Here is a 2,178-nt window from a genome sequence, read left to right on the forward strand (position 1 = left end):
CGTCGACGGTGGCGGCCTCGACGTTGTCGCCGAGGTCGGTTGCGGCTTCTTTCAGGCGTGTCTTGTCGCGGGCCGCGATGGTGACGTGGGCGCCGGCGTGGAGAGCGTTGCGGGCGGTGGCTTTGCCGATGCCGGAACTTCCGCCGATGACGACGACGTGGCGTCCTAGCAGGTTCGGATTGCTTGTCATGGTCGTTCTCCTTGGTGGTGGTGGCGGCCGTTTGGCTCGCCGGGGTGGGAAGGGGAAGGTATGGCCAGGGATGTGATGGCTGCGATCAGGGCGAACGCGGCGGCCACGCCGAAGGCGAATGCGTATCCCGGTGTGAGCGCTCGGGACGGAGCAGCGGCGTGAGGGGTCACGGCGCGGGTCGTGGCGGCGGTGGACAGGACGGCGAGCCCGATGCAGGCGCCTATTTGCCGGGTGCTGTTGAGGATCCCGGAGGCGAGTCCTGCGTCCTTGCGGGGGACGCCGGATGTGGCGGCGAGTGCGAGCGGCGTCATGGCCAGCCCGACACCGAGCGTGACGAGCATGCCGGGGGCGAGCAGGGTGCGCCAGAACGTGCCGTCTCCGGTCAGGCGGGACAGCCAGGCCAGCCCGGTGGCGGACAGCAGTGCCCCGCCCACGAGCAGTGGCCGTGTTCCGCCGCGCAGGACGATGCGGGATCCGGCCTGTGCGCCGAGGAGCATCGCCACCGATTGCGGGACGAAGCCCAGCCCGGCCATCAACGGCGAGTACGCCAGAACGTTCTGCATGTATAGGGATTGGAAGAAGAAACTCGCGAAGACAGCGATGCTGAGCCAGAACATCACCAGGTTGGCGATACCGATCGCGCGCGTGCGCAGCAGTTGGAGCGGCACCAGCGGCGCGCGCGCGAGGCGCCCTTCGTAGAGGGCGAACAGCGCGAACAAGGCGGCGCCCGCGGCCAGGGCGGCCAGTGTGCAGGGCGCCGGCCGGCTGTCGCTGGTGACCAGGCCGTAGACGGTTGTCACCAGCCCGGTGGTGACCAGGATCGCGCCGGTCACGTCGAGGCGTGGCCGCCGTTCTGACTTCGGTGATGCGTCCTTGGCGAGGATCGCCAGGGCCGCGACCAGAGCGCCGGCACCGATCGGCCCGTTGACGAACAGGATCCACCGCCAGCCGAGCAGGCCGGTGAGCACACCGCCGAGGACCGATCCGGCCACCGCGCCGGTGCCTGCCACACCGCTCCACACACCCATCGCCCGGGTGCGGCGCGGGCCTTCGGGGAACGTCGTGGTCAGCAGCGTCAGCGTCACCGGGGACAGTACTGCGCCGGCCAGCCCCTGCACGGCGCGCGCGGTCACCAGGCTCGTCCGGTCCGGGGCGAACCCGCCGGCCAGGCTGGCCGCGGTGAACAGGGCGAGTGCGGACAGCAGCGTGCGGCGCCGTCCGAGCACGTCCGCCAGGCGCCCTCCCAGCAGCAGGAATCCCGCGTAGGTGAGGGTGTAGGCGTTCAGCACCCATGAGAGCCCGGCCTGGTCGAACCCCAGGCTCTGCCGGATCGAGGGCAGTGCGATGTTCACGATCGACACGTCCAGCAGGACCATGAACTGCGCCGAGCACAGCAGCAGGAGCACCGCCCAGTCCGGTGCCTGCCGCTGTCCGCCGGCCCCGGGGCGGGCTCCGGCGGTTGCCGCGGTCTCGCTCATGGCTCACCTCGTCATCACGTCCATGGAGCGCCGGCGCAACAGTAGACAGCCCAGACCGTCTTAAGTCAAGACGATCTCGGGGGTGTATTATCCGTGCATGGGCTTCAGCAATCCGGATGACGAACCGGCCTCGGCCCGCCGGCGCACGGATCTGCACTGGCTTGCCCTGCGCCTGTACCAGGGACTGGGGGCGGCCGGGAACGACGTGGTCCGTCGGCACGGGCTGAGCCTGTGGGGCTACGAGGTGCTCACCGCCGTCGCCGACACACCCCACCGCAGCCAACTCACGCTCGCTCACACCGTGGGCATCGACAAGAGCAAGATGGTCCTCGTCCTCGACGAACTCCAAGCCGCCGGGTTCATCACCCGGACCTTCGATCCCGCCGACCGCCGCGTCCGGGTCGTCGAAGCGACCGCCGCCGGCCTCGAGGTGAGGTCCGCGGTCGCCGCCGACCTCCACAAGATCGAGAACGCCCTGCTCGCCGACCTGCCCGACAGCGACCGCCGCAC

At 70.2% G+C, this 2,178-nt stretch carries 3 protein-coding genes; 1 reads left to right on the forward strand and 2 read right to left on the reverse strand.

What is annotated here, in order from left to right; all coding sequences use genetic code 11:
- Positions 1-190, reverse strand: a 190-nt coding sequence (locus amrb99_RS49250) for an SDR family NAD(P)-dependent oxidoreductase (protein ID WP_190869005.1), incomplete at its 3' end; no start/stop codon positions are given.
- The gene (locus tag amrb99_RS49255; protein WP_347257207.1) at positions 187-1,596 is read right to left on the reverse strand and encodes an MFS transporter; all 1,410 of its coding nucleotides are present in this window, start codon (positions 1,594-1,596) and stop codon (positions 187-189) included. The genes amrb99_RS49250 and amrb99_RS49255, both read right to left, overlap by 4 nt.
- Before the next feature lie 169 nt (positions 1,597-1,765).
- Here amrb99_RS49255 and amrb99_RS49260 point away from each other — a divergent pair.
- A partial coding sequence (locus tag amrb99_RS49260; protein WP_190869007.1) for a MarR family winged helix-turn-helix transcriptional regulator occupies positions 1,766-2,178 on the forward strand: 413 nt, incomplete at its 3' end.

It is taken from the genome of Actinomadura sp. RB99, from assembly GCF_014706005.1.
Taxonomy (GTDB): domain Bacteria; phylum Actinomycetota; class Actinomycetes; order Streptosporangiales; family Streptosporangiaceae; genus Spirillospora.